Source organism: Bacillus cereus group sp. Bce019 (assembly GCF_051781745.1).
GTDB lineage: Bacteria > Bacillota > Bacilli > Bacillales > Bacillaceae_G > Bacillus_A > Bacillus_A cereus.
Genome location: NZ_JBPWJX010000011.1, coordinates 1 through 18,225 on the forward strand (window position 1 = coordinate 1; position 18,225 = coordinate 18,225).

An 18,225-nucleotide genomic window follows, 5' to 3' on the forward strand; every position below is an offset into this window, starting at 1 on the left:
GATATATTGAAAAAATCGTTGATATATTGTAAGTTGTGATAGATATATTGAAAAAATCGTTGATATATTGTAAGTTGCGATAGATATATTTGAAAAATCGCTCATATAAATTCATATACTAAGATATAGAACAAAAAAATAGAGCTACTATACAAGGTCATTCACGTGTTATAATGCGTGAATTAAATATGCGTATATAAATAGTTTCCTAGCGTGATGCGATGTCATGTATGATTAGTGTAACAACTAGAGGTGAATAAAGGATGTTAACGTTTTTATTTGAGTTAGACAAAAATCTCCCGCAGAAGGATGAGCCACGGTATGATGCTTATTCAAAGGGCTTTATCGAAGGAGATGTAACGATTTGCGCGAGTGACAGCGTATTTTTTCAAAAATCATGTATGAAGGTTGCAGAGCTGGGGATTTATTTAGGTCAGTGGATGGAACAAGTTCAACATGGGCAGAACGTGCCTATGAAATATGAAACGGCTGACCGTGAAGAGGTAATTCTTGGTTTCTTCTATGAAGAGGATCATAATCAATGGAATGTTTTTTCCAGCTGGCAAGAATTTGAACTTCAAGAGCGTATAGCTACTACAACATTAATAGAGAGTGTTCAACGCTATTTGTATGAGTTAAATAAAGAACTGCGCATGATAGAATATCCTGTGACGTTTGATCAGTACTTAAGAGGAGAGCGAATGATGCAGCTCTCTTACAAACGACCGTGTGATAGCAAAGCAGATACGACACCGATAGAGGTTTATAATGGAAGTGAGCAAGTAGGTGTAGTAAGGGGCTATTATAAAAATACGCTGATGAGAGTGCTGGATTTTATTCCGAAAATTGGTAGTAATATTATTTATGAAATAAAGGATAGTAAGGACAATATTCGCGTCATTGCAAAGGATGTAAGTAGGCAGCGCCAAAGAAGGATTTTAGTAATGTACAAAGATAATCATGATGCAGAGCATGAAATACTTGTATGTGACGGAAAGTTATTGGATGCAAATTTCTTATTTACCTTTACATATAAGGCAGAAGAATATGTTGTTCATAAAACTTCATTTGGAATGGGAAAATTATTACGAAAAGGCTATGTAATTGCAGATTGGAATATTCGTCTTGAGGAAGATATGTATTACATTGAGATGAATGTATATGATGAAGATTACATGCAGGATCGATACTTACTATTAGGCGTATTTCATGCGGTTTTATATGGATAATCAATAAGAAATACCGTCATTCTTCTTGGAAAGAATGACGGTATTTTTTTATGTGATTCTTGTGACTGGACGTCTTTAATCAATCCTCAAAAATAAAAATCTCATCAATCGTACTATGTAATGCCTTCGCTATATCGTGAGCAAGTTGTAAGGAAGGATTGTATTTACCTTTTTCGAGATGACTAATTGTTTCACGTCGCACACTAACGCTCTTTGCTAAATCTTCTTGTGTCATGTTCAATTTGGCGCGGTATTCTTTTATCTTCGTTACGAACGCCATGGTGCATCTTCCATTTCATCAACAGGTTTATCATAAAAGAACATAGAAAAACCGAATGTAAGAATGAGTGTGCCGAAAATAAGAGCGATATCAATCTCTTGTAGCGTAGAGTTTGGAAATAACATTTCAATAAATATAATGATAGCAGTAGTTAGTAATGTAACGATAAATGCATTGCGACACGATTTATTGACAATTTGTTCAAACAGTTCATCGTGTTGAACTGTTCTATACGATGTGAAAAAGGAGAAGAAACAGAACATAGTAAACAATCCTTTTTCATAAAAAAATCCGAGGAAACCGAAGAAACCGAGAAATCCTAAATATTTTATCCAAGTTGTTTTCATGATAGGTCCTCCTTACGTTGTTAGAAATAAGTCACGTTATGTTACAAATATATCACATTTGGATAGGAATGGTAATAATAGTTTTCCAGTTTGCTTCATAATAATAGTAAAAAGAGGAAATATGCTGCGAAATAAAGAGGATAATATTGTAAAATGGTTGTAAGGAGGGGGAGGAAGAAATGCTAACTTGGATCATGATCGTTGTATTACTTGTAGTGATTACTGTCATTGCGACGGTGTTAATTGGGCGGAATGGTGATGCAAATTATAGCAAAGCGACAAAGGGGAATATTAAACGCTTAACAATGATTTATATTATACTAGCTGTCGTTTTAGTTGTTGGATTAGGGGTGTATATTTATTTTAAAGGTTAAATATACTGAAAAATGTAAAAATCTTAAAATAGAACTATGCTATAATATCAATATAGTTATTTGGTAATTAAGGAAAGGATTGGATGGAATGATTGAAATTACGAATGTGTCAAAAAGTTATAATGGGTCTACCTATGCAGTAAAAGACTTAAGTTTATCTGTACCTAGCGGCGAAATCTTTGGATTTTTAGGACCGAATGGTGCGGGTAAATCAACGACAATTAAGATGATTACTGGTATTCACGGGTTGGATAAAGGGACTATTACGATTAACGGAAAAAATATTATGGAAGAGCCGATGGAAGCGAAGAAGACGTTTGGTTATGTACCAGATAGTCCAGATATGTTTTTACGATTAAAAGGAATTGAATATTTAAACTTTATGGCCGATATGTATGAAGTGCCGAAAGAAGTACGACAAGAACGAATAGAGTCTTTAGCGAAGAAGTTTGATCTTTATAATGCTTTATCTGATCAAATTCAAAGTTATTCGCACGGTATGAGACAAAAAATCGTTATTATTGGTGTGCTCGTACATGAGCCAGATGTATGGATTTTAGATGAACCATTAACTGGGCTTGATCCGAAATCTGCATATATTTTAAAAGAAATGATGAGAGAGCATGCGGATAAAGGAAAGATTGTATTTTTCTCTACACACGTATTAGAAGTAGCGGAAAAAATATGTGACCGGGTTGCTATTATTAATAAGGGGAATTTGCAGTTTAAAGGAAATTTAGATGAAATGAGAGATCATTTTAAATCCAATGAATCACTTGAAAAAATGTTCTTGGAGATGACGGGCAATGAGTAAAATTTGGACGTTAACGAAAGTATTATTGAAATTAAATTATGCAGATTTTATAACAGATAAGAAGAAGCGATGGGCGTATGTATTTTCATTTGCAGCTATTTTATTTGTCGGCTTTTTACTGTTTGGTTCTATCACGCATGCAATGTATGAGGGAATGATACATTTAGGGCAAGATCCAGGAATGATTATCGCAATGGGACTTGCGATTGCGAGTATATGGGTATTTTTAATGAGTATAACGAACATTTTAACTGTATTTTACTACAGCAATGACATTGAAATGTTATTACCATTACCATTAAAACCAGCGCAAATTATTTCGGCAAAATTTTTAACGGTATTAATTACACAATACGTAATGAGTTCATTTATTTTATTACCAATCTTCATTACGTACGGTTTAAAAAGTGGCGCATTTATTACATATTATATATATATGATTTTTATTTACTTACTCTTCCCAATTGTGCCGTTAGTACTAGCTTCGTTACTGATGACAGTTATTATGAGGTATACAAATATAGCGAAAAATAAAGACCGAGGAAATATATTTATTGGAATCGTAAGTATACTATTTATTGTAGGAATTAACGTATTTTTGCAGTGGAAAAATAAAAGTTCGTTTTCTGAAGATGCAATTGCGGATTACCTTGCAAACAACCAGTCTTCTCTTTTAGTACAAATGACAAACTATTTTCCAACTACATATTTTGGAGCAGTAGCATTAGTAGAAAATGCAAATTGGAAGGGACCTTTATATGTAATAATCTTTGCAGTTATTTCATTTGTATTTTTTGTGTTGTTTTATTACATTGCAGAGCGTACATATTTAAAAGGGGTTATTGGACTTTCAACGAGTACAGCAAAAAAAGAAGTCATTTCAGCAGAAGGCTTACAGAAATCTACGGTACAAAGTTCACATTTGAAAGCATATGTGAAAAAAGAATTTAAAACGTTATTCCGTACACCACAATTTTTCTTAAATTGCATTGTACAAACTTTCGTTATGCCAATTATGTTGTTCTTTATTTTATTTGTGCAAGATGGAAACTTAAAGTTTATTACAGAGTATATTAACAATCCAAAGACAACAGGATTTGCAATTGGTGTTGGCCTTTGTGCATCGTTATTTTTAATGGGTAGTAACGTCATTGCAACAACGTCATTTTCGCGAGATGGAAGCTCTTGGTTTGTGAATCGTTATTTACCAGTAAAGGCTTCGGATATCTTTTTTGCGAAAGCAATCACTGCTTGGTTAATTAATGTAATCATTTTAGCAGTATTCGGTATTACGATGGCAGTTGTAGCTGGGATTTCTCCAGTCTTTATGATACTGTGGTTTTTACTAAGTGCGAACGGGTTGTTATTAATTAATTTAATCGGAACACGCTGGGACGCACAAACTGCAGATATTCATTGGGATACAGAGCAGAAATTATTTAAAAGTCGATATACAACTTTGTGGAATTTTTTAGCTAATATTTTAATAGCTTTAATTATTGTGGGGGGAGTAAGTGTATTATACTTCTTCCTTCATGTCGGACTGTGGGTTATGTTTATCGTTTTATTTGTAATGTTTACGATTGTAAATTATATCTTTATTAAAATGTTAAAATTAGGTGCTGAACGTATACTGTCAAATATTCAATAAGAAGATAGATCCTCTGTATTCATGCAGGGGATCTGTGTATAGATGGAGGAGAAAAAGGTGAAGAAAATAGCAATTGTAACAGGGGCAACTCGTCTGAATGGAATTGGTGCAGCTGTATGCAAGGTGCTTGCTCAAAAGGGGATAGACATTTTTTTCACGTACTGGCCAAAGTATGATAAAGCGATGCCATGGGGAATGAGTGATCAAGAACCCTTTTTGCTGAAAAAGGAAATTGAAAGTTACGATGTTCGATGTGAAATGGCAGAAATCAATTTATCGCAGTCTTATTCGCCAACTCGTTTGTTTTATATGGTATCAGAACGGTTAGGTGATCCATCTATTCTAGTTAATAATGCAGTATATTCTACTCATACGAGAATTGAGGAATTAGATGTAGAGCAGTTGGATAAACATTATACAGTTAATGTTCGGGCTACTATGCTATTAAGTTCATTGTTTATAAAACATTATTCACTTAAAACGGGCGGGAGTATTATTAATCTTACTTCAGGACAGTCAGTAGGTCCAATGCCAGATGAACTAGCATATGCAGCAACGAAAGGGGCAATTGAAGCATTTACAAAGTCAGTAGCACCAGTTGCGATGGAGAAGGGGATTACAGTGAATGCTGTAGATCCAGGACCGACGAATACAGGATGGATTACAGAGGAGCTGAAGCATCATTTAGTATGGAAGTTCCCACAAGGTAAAGTAGGAGAACCGGTGGATGCTGCGCGCTTAATTTCTTTTTTAGTAAGTGAAGAAGCGAAATGGGTTACTGGGCAAGTCATTCACTCGAATGGTGGTTATTCATAAAAATATTATGTTAACAAATGTTGAGAAACAAAAAACGAAAGAAAATTTTATTTTTTTGTATAAATAAAATGTCAAGAAAGATAAAAATTTGATAGAAGAGTATATCGTCATATGAAGATAGTAATTCTTAATGTGACAATATACTCTTTTTCTTTTACTTGCGAGTAGAAAAATGAAGTAGAAGAAACTCGAATATTAAAATGAGTTTATCAGTTTTTGTACGTATTATTATGAAGATTACTGTCGGAAAGATGATAATTCGTATGAAAAGGGATTTTTTAAGGGGGAATCGAATCGTAAAGGGGAGGATAAATTATGTAAAACATAGGGGGATTTATATGAAAATGAAAAAGGTCGCTATCGCATCGATAACAATTGGTACAATGCTTACTATGGCAGCTTGTAGTCCTTCAGCAGATAAAGAAACGGAAAAGAAAGAGCAAGTAACTGCGCAAAATGATGGAGAAGCAAAAACGACAAGTGCAGATGAAGCGTCAAAAACAACGAAAGATACTGAAAAAGAAACAAATACTTCTTCAAATGAAAAAACAGATAAGGATGCAAAAAATACGAAAGAATCATCAGGGACAGAAAGTAACGGCAAAACGTCAACTCAAAACGAAAATGTAAAAACAAAAGAAAAAGAGACGACAGGAAAAACGAATGATCAAACGACTAGCGGGAAAACAACAGATCAAAGCACAAGTACAAATTCAGATGGAAAGACAACGAAAGATCCGAAGAAAAGTGTTGCTGTGAAAACGAACGTTAAAGAAGTTGTGGCATTAATTGATAGCTTGGACAAGCAGTTAGCTGCTAATCCAAAATTAGAAACAGTGAATAAGCTTGGTAAACAAATTAATGAAAAGTGGGATGTAATTGAGAAAGAGTTAGAAGCATCACATCCGACGGATTCTAAAACGATCGGTCAAAGTATGTATCCGTTAATTGTAGGAGCGGAGAAAGAAAAAATTGATATTAATAAAATGAAATCTTTAACGACGAAAACGAAAAAAGATTTAAATCAGTTATTGACGAAACTTTCGTAGTTTCAAAAGCCTACTCGTGTGAGTAGGCCTTTTTTGGTTGTTGTAATGTGCACAGTATAACTTATTTATTTTCATTTTCAATTACGATGCGAAAGGAACTGAATGCTTGTTGACTGATATAATCTTCTTCGCTAACTTTATAAGGAAATGGAAAAGCGACGAGTTGCAAATTACTTTCCTGATCCACTGAAGGCAATGTGAAATTAAAGATTTGCCTCGTTTCAGGTGCAACCTTAGTATAAACGACTTTTCTATTGTTAAATATTTCAACTTGTTTCCAATCTTTAAAAGCCACGATTGCGTAAGTCATTTCATCATTTGTTTCATTACCGTTTGATAAAATTAATTGCTTGCCTTCCTTTTCAAAGAAGACAGTTTGTAAGTTCTCTTCACGGTTCGTAACAAATAATGGTTCGTAAAGACCATCTTTTAAAATAGCATCTGGATCTATAAGGGAGAGTTTTATTTTTTCGTTTTCTTTTTGAAGAGGATGCATTGAATATCGCATACTTAGAATATCTTCTAAAATAGCTGCTTTATTTAAGTTATTATCTTTTAATTTGTATTCAGGTTTTTTAATTATTAAAAAGGTTAATTCACTTGCATTAGGAGAAGTGTGTAAAGAGATTTTCGTAGTCATTGAACTGTTTGGTTTCATATCAAAAAAATAGTGTGATATTTCATTAGTAGTATCTTCTATTTTAAAAGGTTTTTGTTCGTAATCTTCTAGAACAATTAATCCATATTTTCGGTTTTCATTAATAGTATGTACGAATGATAATGTTACATTAATTTTATTATCCTCACTAGTAATTGTACTACCATTGTTAATATGTTGGCCTTGATTATCCTTCAATCCGTAAGAAACAGTATTGGTTTGTTGCTCTCGTTTATTTTCTATGGAAGGTGGATGAGGTTGTATGAATGAAGTATTGAACAAAATATAAATTGTAAGTAATGAAATAAGTAAAACACCGCAAATAATATATATTTGTTTCATAAATAGCACCTCAATATATGTAAAATATTAGAGAAAAAAGATATGCAAGATGCATATCTTTTTTCTCTTTCTTACCAGAAAGCTTTTGTTTCGTGATTCACATCATTATAACCACTTAATTTATAGGTATGATTACCGATAGCGTAATCATCTCCATAATAAATGCTTGTGTTGGTCGCTGTAGCACTTACAAATGATGATTTTTTTGCACTATTACTTTTCGTATTCACTAATGAGCCATCGCCATTGAAAGTTCTTGCTTTTGCATAAACATAGTCTTCGGTCGTAGTTGATTTCGATTTAGCAACTGCATATGGGTTACCAAAAAAGGGAGTATATACGCTAATGTTAGAGTCATTCTTAGGTGCAGCTGCAAGAGTCAAACTAGGAACACTAGATGTTTTTGTTGATTGAATTGTATCAAAGTCAACTAAAACGGGCTGCTTGTCTACAGTATCGACCTCTGAAGCACTTGCGTTATTAGTAAAACCAAAACCTAAAACCGCTAACCCTAAAGTTGTCACCGATAAAGATTTTTTCATATTCACTAATTTTCCCACCTTTTTAAATTTTTGAGTTCGAACTCAATTCATACAATATATGAAAATTTCGAAACTCTCAATGGTTTATCCCATACTTAACTTTTCTTTTACTTTCGATTCAACATGTCTTCATTTGCAAAAAGCGAATATATCTTCTAATGCTTAGCCAGCAAGGGATACAGGTTTAATTTTATGAAATTCATGTAAATTTAAATCTATTCATGTCAGAATCTCTGTTATTTTTAAGTTCATATGGGAAACTTATTAAAAAAAGGATGGTGACAAAAATGACAATCGATCGAATTTGTACAATTGGACCCGCAAGTAATAATAAAGAAACGTTAGCACAGTTAATAAAGAATGGTATGAAAATTGTTCGACTGAATTTATCGCATGGCACGCATGAAAGTCATAAAGACATCATTCGTTTAGTGAAATCATTAGATGACTCTATTAAATTTTTGGGTGATGTACAAGGACCTAAAATAAGATTAGGTGAAGTGAAGGGAGAGCAAATTACACTTCAGGCAGGAGATTCTTTTATTTTACATACACAACCAGTTACAGGGAGTAATACAGAAGCGAGTGTTGATTATGAAGGAATTGCGAATGATGTAAAAGTAGGCAGTAGAATTTTAATTAATGATGGAGAAGTTGAATTAATTGTTGAAAAGATAAGTACGGATAAAATAGAAACGAAGGTAAAAACAGGTGGCAATATCTCATCTCATAAAGGAGTTAATTTACCAGATGCGGCTGTTCGTTTACCAGCTATTACAGAGAAAGATAAAAAAGATATTCAGTTTCTTTTAGAAGAGAATGTTGATTTTATCGCGTGTTCTTTCGTAAGAAAACCTAGTCATATAAAAGAAATACGAGATTTTATACAACAGTATAAAGAAACGTCACCTAATGTAATTGCAAAAATAGAAACGATGGAAGCAATCGAGAATTTTCAAGATATATGTAAAGAAGCAGATGGAATTATGATTGCAAGGGGCGATTTAGGAGTAGAGTTACCGTATCAATGCATTCCGCTTTTACAGAAAATGATGATTCAGGAATGTAATCGAACGAATACATATGTCATTACAGCAACACAAATGCTTCAATCTATGGTAGATCATTCTATTCCAACAAGGGCAGAGGTGACTGATGTGTTTCAAGCTGTACTGGACGGGACGAATGCAGTTATGCTTTCAGCTGAAAGTGCATCAGGAGAGCATCCAATCGAAAGTGTGAGAACATTACGTCTCGTTTCAGAATTTGCGGAACATGTTAAAAAAGATGGACCTTTTGCGATGAAAGATGTACTGCAATTACTGCGTGAGTCTCTGGATGAGTAATAAATAAAAAGAGGGCGGATATACATCCGTCCTCGTGTTTTTCATTCATACTATTCTTGCTCTTGCTCATCCAAAATCTTTTCAAACGCAGCAGATACTTTATCAAACTCTTCATCATTTTCAATGTATGAAAACTCATTATCTTCTTCTACTTTTAAAAAGAAAATATCAATGTCTTCCTCAGTTTCTGTTTGGATATCTTCAACAAAGGCAACTGCAATATATTCTGCACCTTCGACATCCATCGCTCCAAGTACTTCTACTTCTTGCTCTTCGTTATTCTCATCACTAAGAGTAAACACTTCGCCAACTTCAATATCAGACATATTCATTCTCCTCCTGTTCGACTCTAAAAATAGAGCACTCAAACTGTATACATACTAACATATCTTTCCATGAAAAACCAAATTCATACATAAGAAAAACGACTGATAGTTCTTTAGTATAAGTATCCAGCTAGTAGGAGCATTATTTGTCTGTGCTATATTACTTAATCCATTCAACAATTGTATCCATAGTCTGTCTTGTTTTATCACGCTTTGGCTCTTCTTTACGGTAACCAAAGGCAACCATAACTGATACTTCAAGATTATCGCCTTGTATAATGCCTTCTTGACGAAGTAAAGAATCTACTTCCTCTTTATCAAATCCTTCTATTGGACAAGAATCAATACCGATTTGAGCTGCGCTCGTCATCATATTACCTAAAGCGATATAAGATTGCTTGGATGCCCAATCAAATACAGCACGATCGGATTGTAATAAGTTAAAATCTGTTTCCTGGAACTTTTTGAAGAATTCATATCTAATTTTTTGAGTGTCTTCAGGCAATCCAATAATATCGTTCATCATATATTTAATATACTCTGCATCATAATGCATATCTTTAATGTTTCTTGAAAGAACAATAACAAAATGACTAGCTGTTGCAAGTTGCCCACCAGCGCCCCATGAATACGGTTGTAGTTTTTCTCTTAATTCTTTATTTTGTACGACAATAAATTTCCAAGGCTCATATCCAAAAGAAGAAGGAGATAATCTGCCTGTTTCTAAAATAAATTTAAAATCCTCTTCTGAAATTTTGTGCATAGGATCGAATTCTTTACATGCATGTCTGAAATGAAAGGCCTCCATAATCTTTTCTTTTGTAATTTCATTTGTATTTGTCATAAAAGTTCCTCTTTTCATGAATTTATTTTTGTAAGTAAATTATATTTTTAAAGTAACACAGATACAAGTACGCACATTTATGTGGTATAGTATCAAAAAAGATACTATTGATAAGGGAAGGGATTTATTATGGATTGTTCAAATGAAAATAATATAAATTACCCATTTTTAAATAAATATTCTTGTCCAGTTGAAGCTATGGTTGAGGTGATTGGAGGGAAATGGAAAGGGGTAATTTTGTATCATTTATTAGATGGTACAAAGCGCTTTAATGAATTAAAAAGATTAAAACCAAATATCACACAAAGGATGTTAACACTGCAGCTGAGAGAACTTGAAGCTGATGGTATTATACATCGTGAAGTATACCGTGAAGTACCACCTAAAGTTGAATATTCGTTAACTGAGCTTGGTGAATCACTACGTCCAGTGATTCTATTAATGATGGAATGGGCAACTCATAATATGGAGAAGGTTTTGGAGAATAGGAATACGAAAAATAATAGTTAAGAGTTGAAATTGATATAGACGAGTTATGTGAAATAGTTGTAGAAATAAAAGGTGTTTCCATACGTGAAAACACCTTTTATTTCTATATTTTTTACTTTTTAACTTCAACTGCTGAAGTTGGAAAGTTATTTAAGTTTGCAGTTTGACCATACCAATCAGCATGTTTAAAAACAACACCTTTTCCATATCCGTCAGTTGAAGTACGTTCCCATAGTGTTGTTGAGTAGCTAGCAGTAGGAGCTGCTGTACGTACAGAAACAATTTGATTTTGCCAACTAGCAGACAAGTTTTTATAACCGCTACTTAGAGAAAAATACTCGCTACCTTGATTTGTAAGTTTATAGAAGTCTGTACTACCAGGTCCGCTTCCTCCAACACCAAGGGGAGTGATTGAATTATTCAACCTTTGTTTATCTTTTTCAATAAAAGACTCTAAACTTTCTTTGCTCGAAAATCCATAAGATAACCAGTCTCCATTTTGATTTTGTTTCGGTAGAACTAACGTTATTTTTACGTCTTCCTTTGATGGAGCACTCAATTTGTTAAACGAATCAACAGTCTTTTCATCTACAGTTACATATTCGAAAGAGGAAATCGTATAATCTTTTTCGGTACTAGCTGATACTGATCCCAGTCCTCCAGTTAACGACGAGACAGTTAATAATGCACCTGCTACCAACTTTTTCAGCATGGATTCATCTCCTTAAAACTTAGATTTTTTACATAACTAAAATGTATGTTAATTTGAATGTTTTATAAATATTTAGAAATTTATAAAAATTAAACAGAATATTCTTTTATTATTCTGAAGTAAGGAAAGTAATTAAAAATGAAAAAAGGTTTACTTAAAAAGTAAACCCTTTTTGCTGACCTATTTCAAAACTCAATGGATGAAAGTTTCATTTTATCCATCTATGAATCATACACTTCTTTGCATTCGTAGAAGCAGCATCTAATAAAAGGAAAATGGCTGCTATCATATGTAGAAAGATGTCTATATAAGGAAAGAAGGCAACTAGAGTAACGATAATACCGATATAATGAGGGTACGTATTCATGCCTTCTTTTTTAGCTAATAAAATAGTAGTGATATGAAAAACAATCAATAGTAGTAAAGGTAACCCATATAGGTTAACAAGACTTGGAAATACATAATAACAAGGAAGTAATAAAAGATGATAGATCCCTGTAGTCCACTTTAGTAATTGGATATTGTTTATTTGTATTTTTAATAGATTATAATAATTTTATGCAAACTAATTGTTAGGTATCTATAAAATAGAAAAACCACCCAAACGAGGGTGGTTCGTATTATAAATAATTACTTAAAGAAGAAATCGGAACCTTCACCTCACTACCTTCCTTCATATTCCGCAACACAACAGTGTTTGTACTAAGTTCGTCTTCCCCAATAATAAGCACATAAGGGATATTCTCTTTATTGGCATAATTAAGGGCACGTTTTAATTTGCGTCCTGCTAGTTCAAGTTCGACTTTTAAGGAAGTGGTAGAACGTAATTGCTGGGCAATTTGTAAGCATTGTAACTCTGTCCCGAGCGGGATGATAAATACATCCGCTGTAGATGAGATTGTTTCTTTCTGCGATAGTGCTGTATAAATAACGTCTAAACCGAATGAAATACCGACTGTTGGATAGTTCATATTATCACCACGGAAAGCTCCGATAATGTTATCGTAACGGCCGCCACTACCTATGCTAGATGTAATCGATCCATCTTTTAAAAAGATTTCATATACAGTACCTGTATACATTGTGAGTCCTCGCGCTAAAAACGGGTTGAATATCGTATTTTCATTTATTCCAAGGGCGATTAAATATTGCTGTAATTGTTGTAGTTCGTTTACTCCATCGGCAACGAGTTGATTATTGAAAGCTTCTTTAAAGTCAGCAATTGTAAGCTTTAGACAAGATAATACAGTATTACATATCGTATCAGCCATTTCTTCAGAAATTCCGCGCTCTAATACATCTTTTCGTACACCATCAATCCCAATCTTTTCGATTTTATCTAATGATAAAATGACGTCACTTGTTAACTTAGTAGGGATGTTAATGGACTCGAGAATACCGTTTAACAATTTTCGGTTATTATATTGGATCGTTACTTCTAAGTTTAACGTTTGGAACAGTTCAAACGCCATACTCATAAGTTCAGCTTCTGCCATGACAGACTCAACACCGACGATATCAACGTCGCATTGTATAAATTCACGAAATCTTCCTTGTTTAATTGGCCCATCTCGAAATACTTTCCCAATCTCATAACGTTTAAAAGGGAGGCGGAGGTTCGGATTCATTGCCACAACCTTTGCGAATGGAATAGTTAAATCGTATCGTAAGGCGAGCTCACGTTTTCCTTGATCCTGAAGTGTATATATTTCTTTTAATATTTCATCGCCACCGCCGTACTTGTAAGACATAAGCTCGTACATATTTAACGTCGGCGTTTCTAAAGGTTTGCATCCGTATCGTTCAAACGTATCTTCACAAGCTCTTTTAATTTTATTTCGCAGCACTTGCTCCTCTGGTAAATAGTCTTTCGTTCCCTTTACATTTCTCATTTCCATCATAATCACTCCTTTTTCAAATTAAAAAAAGCTATGCAGGTATAAAAATACCCACATAGCTTTATGAACGCTTCGTGGGTCAACAGGAAAAGCCCTGTACCCACGAAGAAAAATTTTTCTTCGGATACACGGCGTTACGTATGATGATGAAGTTGGAAAGAAGTATTAAAATTTAGCATTGCAAATCTCTCCTTAACGTAAGTTTTTCCAAATTATATCAGATGATTTTTGAATTATCAATATTTTCAGTTTTGAAATATACGTGAAGTTATGTAGGAGAAATGGAAAAGGGTGTATAATAAAACTTAATAATATGAAATAACCTTTTAAGGAGATCACTATGAAAAAAGATAAAACAAATGCGATGCGAATATTAGATAAAGAAAAAATTGAATATTCGATGATGTCATATGATCCAGACGATGGGAAAATTGATGGCGTATCAGTAGCCGAGAAAATTGGACGAGAAGTGAGAGAAGTATATAAAACGTTAATCGCTCAAGGGAATAGTAAAAATTATCATGTGTTTATTATTCCGGTAGATGAGGAACTAAATTTAAAAGCTGCCGCAAAAGCAGTAAGTGAAAAGAAAATTGAAATGATTCCTGTTAAAGATATTACGAAAGTGTCAGGATACATTCGCGGCGGTTGTTCACCAGTTGGAATGAAAAAGCTATTTTCTACATGTATTGATGAAAGTGCCCAATCACTTGAAACGATGATTGTAAGTGGAGGGAAAATCGGTATACAAATTGAGCTTAAAGTAGATGACTTGGCGAAAGTGACGAGAGCGCAGTTTGGTGAGGTAACGAAGTAAATAGTGAGACTTGAAGGGATTTAGAATCCTTTTACAAATGGGAATGAAAAAAGGGATGTGTGAGACACATTCTTTTTTTATTTGTAGAGAAAAGAATTCATATTAGCATCGGATTTTTAATTTCTATATTAAATTTTATATATTTGAGCACAGTTTTCTTTAAATGCTTTTGAACAAATTATCAAATATGCATTATTGCATAAATAAATTTAAATTTATAAGTTAATATTAAACTACTTTTTAGTTGTAAAGAATATGTTAATAATCTTTATAAGAAAAGGATATTCCTTGTAAAAAGTGAAATTGTTTGGAATGTGAATAAACAAAAAGTTTAGAAGTGATACAGACTGGATAGAGTCTTGTATTAAATAAACAGAAAAGGGGTATGGGTTTCTAAAAGGTTTCGGGGGTTAGAAAGCACTTTTTAGTTAATAGCTTTAAATTATATTTTAAAGGGGAATGGGTATATGAAGTTTCGAAATACAAAGATTGCTATGGTTACACTATCTTCATTTTTTATTTTAGGTTCTGCATCTCTATCATTCACAGATACTATACATGGTGAAGTGGTTCCTGCATCAGCACAGGAGATTATTGTAAAAAATTATGACGATACATATTATAATAACGCAATAGGAAAAACGGGGTTAGAATTAAAGAAGGAATTGCATAATATTATTGATAATCATACAAAGTTATCATACAGTGCGGTTTGGGACGCGTTAAGAGATACTGATGAAGATCCGAATAATAAAAATAATGTGATACTCTTATATACTGGTCGTTCGCAAGGGAAACTTACGAATGGATCAGGAGTAAATAACTGGAACCGAGAGCATGTTTGGGCAAAATCTCACGGTGACTTTGGAACGACTGCAGGACCTGGAACAGATCTACATCATTTAAGAGCGACGGATGTATCTGTAAATAGTTCACGTGGAAATCTAGATTTTGATAACGGTGGTGTAAATCATTCTGAAGCGACAGAATGTAAATATGATAGTGATTCTTGGGAACCTCGTGATAGTGTAAAAGGAGATATTGCTAGAATGCTGTTTTATATGGCTGTTCGTTACGAGGGAGACAACGGCGAAATAGATTTAGAACTAAATGAAAAAGTGAATAACAATAAAGATCCATACATGGGGAAACTATCTGTCTTATTAAAATGGAATGAACAAGACCCGGTCGATGATTTAGAGCGAAAGCGTAATGAAGTGATTTTTACAAAATATCAACATAACCGCAACCCTTTTATTGATCATCCAGAATGGGTAAATAAAATCTGGAACTAAGATTTTTAAAGGTATTATATTTTGATAAAAGGGATTGATCATTATGATCAATCTCTTCTTATATTTTTACTAGAATAAATGATTTTTATAGGACTAGTGAGGGAAATAGAATAGATATTTATATGGAACGATAGTACTTATTTATCTAGTTAAGTATTTAGTTAAGTATTTAGTAAGGTCCCCACTCAATATTCACCCCAACAATAAGAAAAACAAGTCCAATGATAAACCAAATGAGTGCAAGTGGAGCCATGAAACGAATCCATTTTCCATAAGAAATCCCGCTTGCTGCCAGAACGCCCATTAAAACACCGGAAGTTGGATTTAAGCAGTTTACTACACCTTCTCCGAGCATAACAGCCTGTACTGTAACTTGGCGTGTAATGTGCATGAAATCAGCTAATGGAGCTAATATCGGAATAAAAATAACCGATTCTCCTGTCCCGGATGAAATAAGGAAATGTAATGCAGCACTACTTACGTACATACCGATAACGCCAAATACAGGGCTTTGTCCTTCAAGAGACTGTGCGAGCTGGTTAACGATAGTATCAAGTAATTTGCCTTGTTCTAAAATGACTGAAATACAGCGAGCCATTCCGACAATTAAAGCACCATAGATAAGGTTTTGGCAGCCAGTTAGAAAAGTAGAAGCGATATCGTTTGCTTTCATGCCACCTATTATTCCGGCTGTAATTGCTATGAAAATAAAAGTAGCGGTCATTTCTGCGTCCGTCCAATGCAGACGAAAAGCGCCTATTAAAAATGCAATTAATGATAAAGCTGAAACGAGTAAAATTAATTTATGACGTATCGTCCAAGGAACTTCCTTTTTCTCTGCTTCTTTTTCGCTTGAAAGAGCGTTACTTGGAAACCAGTTGTCGCCAAGGATGCTTCCTTTATTCGATTTTTTCAAGCGCTTTACATACCAATTTATATATAGAATGGTAGCAAGTAAAAAAGATATATAAATTGCTGTGCGTAAACCAATTCCCGAAAACATCGGAAGTTCTGCGATCTTTTGTGAAATGCCTAAAGGTGAGGGGGATAAAATAGTAGCATTAAAACCAGCATAAGTGCCTAAATAAATAATTGCTACGCCAACGATAGCGTCCCATTTTAATGTGCGGGCAACGATGATGCCGATAGGGATAAAGCCGATAACTGAGTTAACGATAATGCCAGTCGTTCCGAGAATGGAAAAGAGTGCGGCGACAATACATATGAAAAGTAATTGCTGATTACGAAATTTGTTAATAACATGATAGATTAAACCGTCAAGGGCACCTGTCTTTTCAAGAATTGCAATGGCTCCACCTGTAAATAAAATTAGAAAGATAATAGGAGCAGCAAGTGTCATTCCTTTTTCAATAGCGGTAAAAAAAGAAACAAATCCTACAGGTGATTGCGGAACAGAATGGTAGCTACCTGGTATTGTCGTTGTAACGGTCCCGTTTGTAACCCTTTTAAATTCTCCAGCAGGAACGAAATAAGTAGCAATGGCGCAAAGTAAGGCAATAAAAAATAGCAGTACGTACGCATCAGGCATTTTAAACTTTGGTTTACTAGGTTGTTTTTTTGCCTCAGTTTGTATTTGCATAAAATCCCTCCTTCTTCACTTGGTTAATTTTTAATATTCTGAATTTAATCTGTGAAATAGATTATAATAAAGGTAGCTTCTTAAGGCAATAGTTTTTGTATCCTTTTCCTGCACGTACAAATTATTGCAATATTAGACAGGGAAACGATAATAAGCCAAGAATATGTTATGTAGAAAGAAAAAGGAAAAGAGGGAACAAGATGTGGAAAACTACTGATCTATGTGATGAATTTGAAAAGGAATTACAAATATGTCGCCAGTCTTTTCGGTCTTTTGGGAAGAAAGAACAATTCCACGGGAAAATTGCAACTGTAAAAGTGAAAGATGATAATGTACTAGTGAAGGAAGGATTGCAAACATTACCAGAAGGAACAGTATTAGTTGTTGATGGAGGAGCGTCTACTAATTGTGCGTTACTTGGTGATAATTTGGCAGCTATTGCGGAAGAAAGAAAGCTAGCAGGAATTATTGTGAATGGGTATGTTCGTGATTCTAGTGAACTAAAGAATATTAATATTGGTATTTTAGCGTTAGGAACGATGCCAAATAGAAGTGTGAAAGAAGGAAAAGGAGAACGAAATATTTCATTGCACTTTGGACAAGTGGATTGGAATCCAAATGAATATGTCTATGCGGATGAAGATGGCGTCATTATTAGTGAAAAGAGTTTACATCGTTAAGAGTTAATAAGTTATTATTCTTAGAAAATAAATCCGATAAAGCATGGACAAAATTCTTTGTCAATAGTAAAATAATACAGAAATTTAAAATTTACAGAATGTATAGGTTTATCGTT

At 33.8% G+C, this 18,225-nt stretch carries 21 protein-coding genes; 11 read left to right on the forward strand and 10 right to left on the reverse strand.

The window, feature by feature from the left end; all coding sequences use genetic code 11:
* Positions 1–263: 263 nt before the first annotated feature.
* Positions 264–1,229, forward strand: coding sequence for a tubby C-terminal domain-like protein (locus ACS2QP_RS15915; RefSeq protein WP_103622653.1), 966 nt, complete (start codon positions 264–266; stop codon positions 1,227–1,229).
* Positions 1,230–1,308: 79 nt separating this feature from the next.
* Here the strand turns inward: ACS2QP_RS15915 and ACS2QP_RS15920 are convergent, their stop codons facing one another.
* Both ACS2QP_RS15920 and ACS2QP_RS15925 read right to left on the reverse strand, forming a co-directional pair.
* Positions 1,309–1,509 (reverse strand): helix-turn-helix transcriptional regulator, encoded by a 201-nt coding sequence (locus ACS2QP_RS15920; RefSeq protein WP_000896307.1) that lies wholly within the window; start codon positions 1,507–1,509, stop codon positions 1,309–1,311.
* Positions 1,497–1,856: a DUF3796 domain-containing protein gene (locus ACS2QP_RS15925; protein ID WP_000859210.1), complete on the reverse strand. Its 360-nt coding sequence runs from the start codon at positions 1,854–1,856 to the stop codon at positions 1,497–1,499. Before ACS2QP_RS15925 ends, ACS2QP_RS15920 begins: the two co-directional genes overlap by 13 nt.
* 179 nt (positions 1,857–2,035) lie before the next feature.
* Between ACS2QP_RS15925 and ACS2QP_RS15930 the strand changes: the two genes are divergently transcribed.
* From ACS2QP_RS15930 to ACS2QP_RS15950, 5 genes are all read left to right on the forward strand, one after another.
* On the forward strand, positions 2,036–2,230 hold the full coding sequence (locus ACS2QP_RS15930; RefSeq protein WP_000958863.1) for a hypothetical protein: 195 nt from the start codon (positions 2,036–2,038) through the stop codon (positions 2,228–2,230).
* Positions 2,231–2,318: 88 nt separating this feature from the next.
* Positions 2,319–3,044, forward strand: a complete 726-nt coding sequence (locus tag ACS2QP_RS15935) for an ABC transporter ATP-binding protein (RefSeq protein WP_000570192.1) — start codon at positions 2,319–2,321, stop codon at positions 3,042–3,044.
* The gene (locus ACS2QP_RS15940) at positions 3,037–4,695 is read left to right on the forward strand and encodes a putative ABC transporter permease subunit (RefSeq protein ID WP_000036870.1); all 1,659 of its coding nucleotides are present in this window, start codon (positions 3,037–3,039) and stop codon (positions 4,693–4,695) included. Before ACS2QP_RS15935 ends, ACS2QP_RS15940 begins: the two co-directional genes overlap by 8 nt.
* 57 nt (positions 4,696–4,752) lie before the next feature.
* A complete protein-coding gene (locus ACS2QP_RS15945) occupies positions 4,753–5,511 on the forward strand; it encodes an SDR family oxidoreductase (protein WP_002178542.1) in 759 nt (252 codons plus the stop codon).
* Between the two features lie 338 nt (positions 5,512–5,849).
* Positions 5,850–6,560 carry a hypothetical protein gene (locus ACS2QP_RS15950; protein ID WP_000782543.1) on the forward strand — a complete coding sequence of 237 codons (711 nt, stop codon included), beginning with the start codon at positions 5,850–5,852 and terminating at the stop codon, positions 6,558–6,560.
* Between the two features lie 61 nt (positions 6,561–6,621).
* Here ACS2QP_RS15950 and ACS2QP_RS15955 read toward each other — a convergent pair whose 3' ends face one another.
* Positions 6,622–7,560 carry a hypothetical protein gene (locus ACS2QP_RS15955; protein ID WP_438882596.1) on the reverse strand — a complete coding sequence of 313 codons (939 nt, stop codon included), beginning with the start codon at positions 7,558–7,560 and terminating at the stop codon, positions 6,622–6,624.
* 71 nt (positions 7,561–7,631) lie between these two features.
* Entirely contained in the window at positions 7,632–8,108 is a 477-nt protein-coding gene (locus ACS2QP_RS15960; protein WP_001056354.1) for a hypothetical protein, read from the reverse strand.
* 281 nt (positions 8,109–8,389) lie between these two features.
* Between ACS2QP_RS15960 and ACS2QP_RS15965 the strand changes: the two genes are divergently transcribed.
* Complete coding sequence (locus ACS2QP_RS15965) at positions 8,390–9,448, forward strand: pyruvate kinase (RefSeq protein ID WP_000151079.1); 1,059 nt, start codon at positions 8,390–8,392, stop codon at positions 9,446–9,448.
* A 50-nt stretch (positions 9,449–9,498) separates the two neighbouring features.
* Here ACS2QP_RS15965 and ACS2QP_RS15970 read toward each other — a convergent pair whose 3' ends face one another.
* Together ACS2QP_RS15970 and ACS2QP_RS15975 are read right to left on the reverse strand one after the other, a co-directional pair.
* The gene (locus tag ACS2QP_RS15970) at positions 9,499–9,780 is read right to left on the reverse strand and encodes a DUF1292 domain-containing protein (RefSeq protein WP_002005464.1); all 282 of its coding nucleotides are present in this window, start codon (positions 9,778–9,780) and stop codon (positions 9,499–9,501) included.
* A 154-nt stretch (positions 9,781–9,934) separates the two neighbouring features.
* The gene (locus tag ACS2QP_RS15975) at positions 9,935–10,618 is read right to left on the reverse strand and encodes an NAD(P)H-dependent oxidoreductase (protein ID WP_000185712.1); all 684 of its coding nucleotides are present in this window, start codon (positions 10,616–10,618) and stop codon (positions 9,935–9,937) included.
* A 129-nt stretch (positions 10,619–10,747) separates the two neighbouring features.
* Between ACS2QP_RS15975 and ACS2QP_RS15980 the strand changes: the two genes are divergently transcribed.
* The gene (locus ACS2QP_RS15980; protein ID WP_000340659.1) at positions 10,748–11,128 is read left to right on the forward strand and encodes a winged helix-turn-helix transcriptional regulator; all 381 of its coding nucleotides are present in this window, start codon (positions 10,748–10,750) and stop codon (positions 11,126–11,128) included.
* A 91-nt stretch (positions 11,129–11,219) separates the two neighbouring features.
* On the opposite strand, the gene ACS2QP_RS15985 is transcribed toward ACS2QP_RS15980, so the two are convergent.
* The 3 genes from ACS2QP_RS15985 to ACS2QP_RS15995 form a co-directional block, all read right to left on the reverse strand.
* Positions 11,220–11,819, reverse strand: coding sequence for a hypothetical protein (locus tag ACS2QP_RS15985; RefSeq protein WP_438882597.1), 600 nt, complete (start codon positions 11,817–11,819; stop codon positions 11,220–11,222).
* Between the two features lie 208 nt (positions 11,820–12,027).
* Complete coding sequence (locus tag ACS2QP_RS15990; protein WP_438882640.1) at positions 12,028–12,348, reverse strand: hypothetical protein; 321 nt, start codon at positions 12,346–12,348, stop codon at positions 12,028–12,030.
* A 91-nt stretch (positions 12,349–12,439) separates the two neighbouring features.
* A complete protein-coding gene (locus ACS2QP_RS15995; RefSeq protein ID WP_438882598.1) occupies positions 12,440–13,720 on the reverse strand; it encodes a histidine--tRNA ligase in 1,281 nt (426 codons plus the stop codon).
* 337 nt (positions 13,721–14,057) lie between these two features.
* Here ACS2QP_RS15995 and ybaK point away from each other — a divergent pair, with 337 nt between their 5' ends.
* A complete protein-coding gene (gene ybaK, locus ACS2QP_RS16000; RefSeq protein WP_000710860.1) occupies positions 14,058–14,534 on the forward strand; it encodes a Cys-tRNA(Pro) deacylase in 477 nt (158 codons plus the stop codon).
* A gap of 467 nt (positions 14,535–15,001) precedes the next feature.
* Positions 15,002–15,829: an endonuclease I family protein gene (locus ACS2QP_RS16005; protein WP_000672192.1), complete on the forward strand. Its 828-nt coding sequence runs from the start codon at positions 15,002–15,004 to the stop codon at positions 15,827–15,829.
* Between the two features lie 169 nt (positions 15,830–15,998).
* On the opposite strand, the gene ACS2QP_RS16010 is transcribed toward ACS2QP_RS16005, so the two are convergent.
* Positions 15,999–17,429 (reverse strand): YfcC family protein, encoded by a 1,431-nt coding sequence (locus tag ACS2QP_RS16010; RefSeq protein ID WP_001166966.1) that lies wholly within the window; start codon positions 17,427–17,429, stop codon positions 15,999–16,001.
* A gap of 200 nt (positions 17,430–17,629) precedes the next feature.
* Between ACS2QP_RS16010 and rraA the strand changes: the two genes are divergently transcribed.
* Positions 17,630–18,109: a ribonuclease E activity regulator RraA gene (gene rraA, locus ACS2QP_RS16015; RefSeq protein ID WP_000266037.1), complete on the forward strand. Its 480-nt coding sequence runs from the start codon at positions 17,630–17,632 to the stop codon at positions 18,107–18,109.
* Positions 18,110–18,225: the final 116 nt, after the last annotated feature.